Raw genomic sequence first — 7,815 nt, 5'->3', positions numbered from 1 at the left:
CGACCGCGCCGGCGTCCAAGTCGCTGTGTCATCATGAGGGAGTTTACGATGACAGCCGAAGGCGGTAAGATCGCCGTCAACGACGAAACCGAAGTTCTGGCGCTCGCCCGCCAGGGCGATGTCGGCGCGTTCTCGCAGCTCATGAAGCGCTACGAGACCAAGATATTCCGCCTCGCCCAGCACATTACCCAGAACCGCGAAGACGCCGAAGACGTTCTCCAGGAGACGTTCTTAAAGGCGTACGAACACCTGGATCAGTTTCAGGGGAACTCGAAATTTTACACTTGGGTGGTACGCATTGCGGTGAACCAGGCCTTGATGAAGCTGCGCAAGCGCCGCAGCGACCGGTCGGTTTCGCTCGATGAAGGCATCGACACCGGCGAAGATACGGTGATCCGCGAGATCGCCGCCTGGGACGAGAATCCGGAGCAGCGCTACTCTCGCGAAGAGCTCGGCGCCATTCTGGACGAGGCTGTGGAAAGTTTATCACCTCCTTACCGAACCGTTTTCGTGCTTCGAGACATCGAAGAATTGTCTACAGAAGAAACGGCGGAGGCCTTAGACTTGTCGATTCCCGCGGTGAAGAGCCGCTTGCTCCGTGCCCGCCTGCAGCTTCGCGAGAAGCTAACCCGTTTCTTCAAACGCAAAGGGGACGACGCGTTTGCTTACATGTAAAGACTTCATTTCCGAACTTACCGACTACTTAGACGAGAGGACCGACGCCGACCTCCGCACGAAGCTGGAAAAGCACATGGCCGAATGTCCGAACTGCTGGGTGGTCTGCGATACGACGCGCAAAACCATTTCCGTTTACAAAGATCATGAGAAGGCCTGCTGCATCCCGTCGGATGTTCAGACGCGCTTACTTCTAGCGTTCGAGAAAATGCGCGCGGCTAAAACCAAAGTCGTGTAGGTTCGCTGGGACAAAGAGAAATAGGACACGGGATGCTCCACACCATCGGCCACATGCTGTTCGGTCTTGTTGTCGGAATCGTAGCCAAGTTACTAATGCCCGGCCAGCACCGCGGCGGTATTATCGCGACGATGCTTCTGGGAATCGTGGGAGCCTGGATTGGCGGTCTAATCGGACGCGCACTGGGCCTGTATCCGCCCGGTCACCCCGCCGGATTCATCATGGCGACAATCGGAGCGATCATCGTGCTTGTCGTCTATGGTTACCTGACGCGCCCGAAAGCTTACAACGCGCGCGCCTCCGAGTCTATCGTTTTCGTCTCCCGGCTCAACACCTTGCGGCTCACATGAAAGCCCGCGTGCTGGTTTCTCTCAAAGCAACTGTACTCGATCCTCAGGGGCAGGCCATCCGCGCCGCGCTTAACGGTTTGGGGCACTCTAGCATCCACGATGTCCGGCAGGGCAAGGTATTTGAGATCGAGTATGAGAACCATGCGGATCTTGAAGTCATAGCTCGCGACGTCCTCACCAATCCCGTAATTGAAGATTTCCGGATCGAGCCGCTCGCATAGTCTGCTGCTGGGCGCGGGTTACTGCGTCCTTCTAGGAGTTTCAACGCGAATCCGCCGGTTTGCGCGTTGTCTCGATCGGCGGTACTCTGATCGCGACTCGCGAATAGCCTGGGGCCTGATCGAGCCGCTCGCTTAGCCCGCTGCTGACAGCCCGCACGGAACTTTGTTCAAGTGGCACACATCAAATTGTGTGTATGTTACAGATGTAATGTGTAGGCGCGAAGCTATTATGACGAAGCGAATCAACATCGCGCTCCCGTGTGAGACGACTGAGGCAATTCTGGCCCAGCAAATGAAAGCCGGAGCCAAGGCCAATGCGCAACGCGATCTCGATATCGTTTCGGATTGGTTTTTCATCGACGAAGAAGCGTCGCGGATGGTTAAGGCAGGCACGGCGGGAATTCCGGGCAGGGAACGCCGGAACCAGCAGTTCGTAGCCGCGATTTCCGCGACGCTGGTCCCGTCATTCGCGGTGCTGGTCGGCATCTTGATGAACAACGCCCGGTTGAACGACGTGATCAGCCGGCTGAGCGATCTCCGCTCCGATGTGCTTGGGCGCATTGGCGATCTGCGCGCAGACATGAACCAGCGTTTCGCCGCTGTGGACCAGCGCTTCGTTAGAGTTGAGGCCCGGCTCGATCTGACCCTAAGCAGATTGGGAACAAGTAAGACAGGTTAGACGAGTCTTCGCGCTCGCCGCGTCCTCCACACGGCGATAATGAATCAATGTGCGGCATTGTAGGCTACGTCGGTGAGCGGAAAGCCGTCCCGATCATTCTTGAAGGCTTGAAACGCCTCGAATATCGCGGCTACGATTCGGCCGGTCTCGCCGTCTATTGCGACGATCAGACGCTTGGGATCCGCCGCGCTTCCGGCAAGCTGCGCAACCTCGAAGAGGCTATCCGTCTCGACCCCGTCGAGGGCTCTTTCGGCATCGGCCACACGCGCTGGGCCACGCACGGCCGCCCCACCGAGGAGAACGCGCATCCCCATCGCGATTGCACCGGCGACATCGTGGTCGTCCACAACGGCATCGTCGAAAATTACCTGGCGCTCAAAGATCAGCTCACCGCGGAAGGCCATCGCTTCACCACCGAGACCGATACCGAAGTGATCGCGCACCTCGTCGAGAAATGCAGCGACAAGCCGCTCGAGGATGCCGTCCGCTGCGCCGTGAAGCAGCTCTCCGGAGTGTTTGCGCTGGCTGTGCTCTCCCGCAAACATCCCAATAAGATCGTCGCCGCGCGCCTCGGGCCGCCGCTGGTGGTCGGCCTCGGAGACCACGAATTTTTCGTCGCATCCGATGTCCCGGCGCTTCTGAATCACACGCGCGATATGGTTTTCATGAACGACGGCGACATCGCCATCCTCACACCGGAGGGCGTTCGATTCACCGACTTCGACGGCCGCACCCTCAAGCGCGCCACGCAGCGCATTCTATGGGATCCGCTCATGGCGGAAAAGGGCGGCTACAAGCACTTCATGCTCAAAGAGATTTTTGAGCAGCCCCGCGCCGTTCGCGACACCACGCTCGGCCGCGTCGGGCAAGGCAGCGGCCGCATTTTCCTCGACGAAGTCGACATCACGCCCAAGCAGTTTCAGGCCTTCAAGTCGGTTCGCATTCTGGCCTGCGGTACCAGTTGGCATGCCGCTCTCGCCGGCAAGTTTATGATCGAGCGGCTGGCGCGCATCCCGGTCGAGGTCGATTACGGCAGCGAGTTCCGTTACCGCAATCCCATCGTTTCCAGTCATGAGCTCACGGTGGTGATTTCGCAGTCCGGCGAAACGGCCGATACGCTTGCCGCCCAGCGCGAAGCCAAGCAGAAAGGCTCGCCCACACTCGCCATCTGCAACGTCGTTGGCTCGATGATCACGCGGGAAGCGAAAGGCGCCATCTACACGCACGCCGGGCCTGAGATCGGCGTGGCTTCCACCAAAGCGTTCACCTGTCAGCTCACGGCGCTGTTCCTGCTGGCGATGTATCTCGGGCAGACGCGCGGGCATCTGGATGAAGCCGAGTCGCAGCGCCTGGTGCAGGAGCTGTTGCGCGTGCCCGGCAAGCTCGAGACCGTTCTTTCTCATGATTCGGTCTATGAAGAGCTCGGCCGCAAGCTGCATCGCGCGACGGATTTCCTGTTCCTCGGCCGAGGCGTGCATTTTCCGATCGCTCTCGAAGGCGCCCTGAAACTGAAGGAGATTTCCTACATCCACGCGGAAGGCTACCCGGCGGGCGAGATGAAGCACGGGCCGAATGCGCTGATCGATGAGAAGCTGCCTGTCGTCATCCTCGCCGCGCGCGACACCACGCGCGAAGATAGCCGTACGCTGTACGAGAAGACCGTTTCCAATATCCAGGAAGTCAAAGCGCGCGAAGGCATTGTGGTCGCGATTGTGTGCGAGGGCGACAATGAAGCGTCGCGCGTCGCGGACCACGTGATCCAGATTCCCACCACGGACGACCTGTTGCTGCCGATCCTCGAGATCGTTCCGCTGCAGCTGCTGGCGTACCACATCGCGGTGCGGCGCGGATGCGATGTGGACCAGCCGCGCAATCTGGCGAAGAGCGTCACCGTCGAGTAGATGCGGGCGTTCGGATTATCCCTGCCGGCGGCGGCGATCATTGGACTCATCGGCGAAGAAGACAGCGGCATCCCGGCGGAGCTGCGTGCCGTCGATCCCGAAGTGACTGTCGTGGATTACGAATTCGACCGGCACGATCCGCTGCTGCGCCTTCGCATGCGGCGCGATCTGATCGAAGCGCGCCGCGGCGGCGCTCGTGTCCTGATCGCTTCCTGGGATGAGGCGCTGCTGAAGGACGTGTGCGATGAGGTCTGGTGGATCGATCGCGGCAAGGTGATCCATCAGGGCGATCCGCGCGAGACGCTCGCGTTGTGGAATGCGCATGTCGCCCAGCGCTGGCGATCGGAGCAAGCCCGTGTGGCACCGATCCGACCGAGCCTGCAGCGCGGCGATGGACGCGCGCTTGTTGAGGCTGTCGAACTTCTCGACGCGGCGGCCCAGCCGGTGCTCGGTTTCATGAGCGGTGAAGAAGCGACCGTTCGCGTCGCAGTGGCGTTCCATGCGGAAGTCGATGCGCCGGTGATTGGGATGTTGATCCGCACACGCGTGGGTGTCGATGTCTATGGCACCAATACCGAACTCGAAGCGCTAAGCCTTGGACCGAGGCGCGCCGGCGATCGCGTTCACGTCGCCTTCCGCTTCCGCTGCGAACTCTGCCCCGGCGATTACACGCTGACCGTCGCATCGCATGATCCGGACGGCACCTGGCATGAGTGGCTGGAAGACGCGATTGCCTTTTCGGTAGGCGATTCGCGCTACACCGCGGGCGTTGCCAACCTGCGCGCTGCTGTAACTTGGGAACTATACTGACTCTTCTTCAACTCGTCGTCGCAGCGCTCGTGGGCGCCGCGATCTGCTTTCTGATTCTCCGCGAGCGCTTGAACGCACAATCGAAACAGATCGCCAGCCTGGAGCCGCTGCGCGAAGACAACGCCCGTCTGCGTGCGTCCGAAGGCGAACTAAGGGGCCGTGTCGGCACGCTCGAGCTCGCGCGCGAAACACTGGTGCAAACTTTCGCTGCCGCGTCGACTCAGGTCCTAAATGCCAACGCCGAATCCTTTCTGAACCTTGCCGGACAACGCTTCAAGACGCTGCAATCGGAAGCTTCCGGCGAGATCGATCAGCTGGTTCTGCCGATGCGCGAAACGCTGAAGCGCGTCGAGCAGCAAGTGAACCAGGTGGAGCGCGAGCGCATCAACGCCTATGCTTCGCTGAACTCCGAGGTCCGTAATCTCGGCTCTTTGGCCCATAAGCTTTCGACCGCGCTGGCGACACCGACCGCGCGGGGACGCTGGGGCGAAGTGCAATTGCGGCGCGTGGTCGAGATGGCGGGAATGAGCGAGCACTGCGACTTCAGCGAGCAAGTCACTCTGGCCGGAGCCGATGCGCGCCTGCGTCCCGACCTCATCATCCGGCTGCCCAACGATCGCCAGATTGTCGTCGATTCCAAAGTCCCGCTAACCAGTTATATGGCGGCGTGCGAGTGTACCGACGAGCAAGTTCGAAGCGCGCATCTGGAAGCCCACGCGAGACAAGTCCGCGATCACCTTCGTAAGTTGGGCACGAAAGCCTATGCCGCGCAGCTATCGTTCTCACCGGAGTTTGTTGTCGCGTTCTTACCCGGCGAAGTCTTCTTCAGCGCGGCGCTGCAAGCCGATCCGGAACTCCTCGAATTCGGCGTGCAGAACAACGTGATCCTAGCCACTCCGACCACGCTGATCGCATTGCTCAAAGCCGTCGCCTACGGATGGCGCCAGGAACAGATCACCCGCAGCGCGGTAGAGATTCGCGATCTCGGCGCGCAGTTGCACGACCGCATCCGTGTGTTCTCGGAGTATTACGAAAAGGTCGGCGCCAGTCTACGCAGCGCCCTGGGCGCTTACGAGAAGGGCCGGCAGAGCATGGAAACGCGTCTGCTCGCGACGGCGCGTAAGTTCGAGGAACTGGGTGTTGCGCGATCCAGTCCGTTGCCCGAGCCGTTGCCGCTGCTCGACTTAGCTCTTGCCATCGAAGATGAGACGCGGAGCGAAGCCGGCCGCGCCTAACTTAATAAGTCCCGGTAAGTTACCTATGTCGTCCCGGCGCAGATGTAAGACGTATCTATTTGTCATACTTAGAATGATCTTACTCCGCTTCGAACGCATCGCTTCGAACGTATCGCTTCGAACTTATCTAAGTGACTGTTGCTTCGCTCCCTGGAACCCGCTATAGTAGCGAAATCATCTTTACTCACCCATCTTTACTCACCAATGAAGCACCCACTAATGCGAATCGCTTTCATCTTAGCGCTAGGTTCCATGCAGTTATTCGGAGCCCAGCAGATAATCACTTCCACCAATACCGTGCCGACCCCCAACTCCGAACCGGAAGGGATAACGATCGGACCGGACGCCAATGTCTGGTTTACCGAGAACCTAACCGGTAAGATTGGTCGTCTTGTGCCCGCGACCGGTGTAATTACTGAGTTTTCAACACCCGACGGTCCCGGTAACCTTCCCTGGGATATTATTAGCGGTCCGGACGGGGCGCTGTGGTACACCGACACTACAAATAGTTACATCGGTCGTTTGACCACAGAAGGGGCCTTTACCAACCTGTATCCTACGCTAACTCCCGATGCCGGCCCCCGGCGCCTGGCTATCGGCTCAGACGGTGCACTCTGGTTTACCGAATACCTCGTATCTAAGATCGGCCGTATGACACTGGATGGCGACATGATCGAATATACTGTTCCTACTCCGAATAGTGAACCTTCAGGTATTACATCGGGTCCCGACGGCGCCATCTGGTTCAACGAGAACACGGGGAATCAAATCGTGCGGGTTACGACGGACGGTGTCTTCACGAATGCTTATCCTCTTCCGACGAAGGACAGTATACTGGGTCAGATTCACACGGGGCCCGATGGCAATCTCTGGGTTACGGAGAACGCGAGTAACAAGGTCGGGCGGCTTAATCCCACAACGGGCGTGCTGACCGAATGGTACATGCCCACGCGCCAGAGTGTTCCGGGCGGGCTCACGGCGGCCGCGGATGGAGCGATGTGGGTTACGGAGTGGGCAGAAACGGCAAACCAGATCGCGCGCGTTACCACGGACGGACTCATCACCGAATACCCCGACGGGTCGCCCGGTTCGCAACCCTGGGGGATTACAGCCAACGGAACATCGCTCTACTATGCGGACTGGAGTACGGACGCGATTGGAACCGCGCCGATTTGCGCCTTGGGACTTACGGCTTCGTATACCTCGTCGACGAGCATGCTGAATTTAGGATTCAGCATCGGGAGCTCAGCCGCATGGACATGGAACACCTGGCTGATCACGGCGAATGGAACGGTGAGGCCGCTTTGGTCCAAACCACTTGCCGCGCAACTTCCGATCGACGTTCAGAGTATTAAGATTCCGTTTGCATCTACGGGCGGCGACATTACTGTCGCTTCAGGATTGTTCAACTCTACAGGCGCCATCGTTTGTGAAGAAATGGAACTCGTGAACACAGGCGCTATCGTTACCAGCACAACTGTGTTGACTACCTCGCCGAATCCGTCGAATGCAGGTCAGACCGTTACACTTACCGCGACAGTTTCGCCTTCCACGGCGACCGGTTCGGTGTCGTTCTATCGCGGTTCCAATGCTCTGGTTCTGGCGATTCCGCTGGTCAACGGCGTGGCAAGTGTTCCGACGCCAGGACTACCGGTGGGCCCGAGTCATCTAAGCGCGACTTACAACGGCGACGTGAACGATACAAG

9 protein-coding genes are annotated in these 7,815 nt (G+C 59.3%); all 9 read left to right on the top strand.

Features of this window, described 5'->3' with window-relative positions; all coding sequences use genetic code 11:
* The first annotated feature begins 48 nt into the window (after nt 1-48).
* A complete protein-coding gene (locus H1Y01_RS01875) occupies nt 49-675 on the top strand; it encodes a sigma-70 family RNA polymerase sigma factor (protein WP_180538397.1) in 627 nt (208 codons plus the stop codon).
* A complete protein-coding gene (locus H1Y01_RS01870) occupies nt 662-913 on the top strand; it encodes an anti-sigma factor family protein (RefSeq protein ID WP_180538396.1) in 252 nt (83 codons plus the stop codon). Before H1Y01_RS01875 ends, H1Y01_RS01870 begins: the two co-directional genes overlap by 14 nt.
* Nucleotides 914-945: 32 nt before the next feature.
* On the top strand, nt 946-1,263 hold the full coding sequence (locus tag H1Y01_RS01865) for a GlsB/YeaQ/YmgE family stress response membrane protein (RefSeq protein ID WP_180538395.1): 318 nt from the start codon (nt 946-948) through the stop codon (nt 1,261-1,263).
* Nucleotides 1,260-1,484 carry a phosphoribosylformylglycinamidine synthase subunit PurS gene (gene purS, locus H1Y01_RS01860; RefSeq protein ID WP_180538394.1) on the top strand — a complete coding sequence of 75 codons (225 nt, stop codon included), beginning with the start codon at nt 1,260-1,262 and terminating at the stop codon, nt 1,482-1,484. Before H1Y01_RS01865 ends, purS begins: the two co-directional genes overlap by 4 nt.
* A gap of 229 nt (nt 1,485-1,713) precedes the next feature.
* Entirely contained in the window at nt 1,714-2,163 is a 450-nt protein-coding gene (locus H1Y01_RS01855; RefSeq protein WP_180538393.1) for a hypothetical protein, read from the top strand.
* Between the two features lie 47 nt (nt 2,164-2,210).
* A complete protein-coding gene (gene glmS / locus H1Y01_RS01850; protein WP_180538392.1) occupies nt 2,211-4,064 on the top strand; it encodes a glutamine--fructose-6-phosphate transaminase (isomerizing) in 1,854 nt (617 codons plus the stop codon).
* Complete coding sequence (locus H1Y01_RS01845) at nt 4,065-4,874, top strand: Wzt carbohydrate-binding domain-containing protein (RefSeq protein WP_180538391.1); 810 nt, start codon at nt 4,065-4,067, stop codon at nt 4,872-4,874.
* Entirely contained in the window at nt 4,859-6,109 is a 1,251-nt protein-coding gene (locus H1Y01_RS01840; RefSeq protein WP_180538390.1) for a DNA recombination protein RmuC, read from the top strand. Before H1Y01_RS01845 ends, H1Y01_RS01840 begins: the two co-directional genes overlap by 16 nt.
* Before the next feature lie 219 nt (nt 6,110-6,328).
* A partial coding sequence (locus H1Y01_RS01835) for a virginiamycin B lyase family protein (protein ID WP_180538389.1) occupies nt 6,329-7,815 on the top strand: 1,487 nt, incomplete at its 3' end.

Origin of the sequence: Nevskia soli, from assembly GCF_903970205.1 — a bacterium.
In the GTDB taxonomy this organism is placed as follows: domain Bacteria; phylum Acidobacteriota; class Terriglobia; order Bryobacterales; family Bryobacteraceae; genus Bog-113.
This window is presented reverse-complemented; position numbering and strand designations above follow the sequence as displayed.

What these genes read in the sequence shown, in the direction of transcription:
- H1Y01_RS01875 (WP_180538397.1), top strand. Translation starts at nt 49, where the DNA reads ATGACAGCCGAAGGCGGTAAGATCGCCGTCAACGACGAAACCGAAGTT.
- H1Y01_RS01865 (WP_180538395.1), top strand. Translation starts at nt 946, where the DNA reads ATGCTCCACACCATCGGCCACATGCTGTTCGGTCTTGTTGTCGGAATC.
- purS (WP_180538394.1), top strand. Translation starts at nt 1,260, where the DNA reads ATGAAAGCCCGCGTGCTGGTTTCTCTCAAAGCAACTGTACTCGATCCT.
- H1Y01_RS01855 (WP_180538393.1), top strand. Translation starts at nt 1,714, where the DNA reads ATGACGAAGCGAATCAACATCGCGCTCCCGTGTGAGACGACTGAGGCA.
- glmS (WP_180538392.1), top strand. Translation starts at nt 2,211, where the DNA reads ATGTGCGGCATTGTAGGCTACGTCGGTGAGCGGAAAGCCGTCCCGATC.
- H1Y01_RS01845 (WP_180538391.1), top strand. Translation starts at nt 4,065, where the DNA reads ATGCGGGCGTTCGGATTATCCCTGCCGGCGGCGGCGATCATTGGACTC.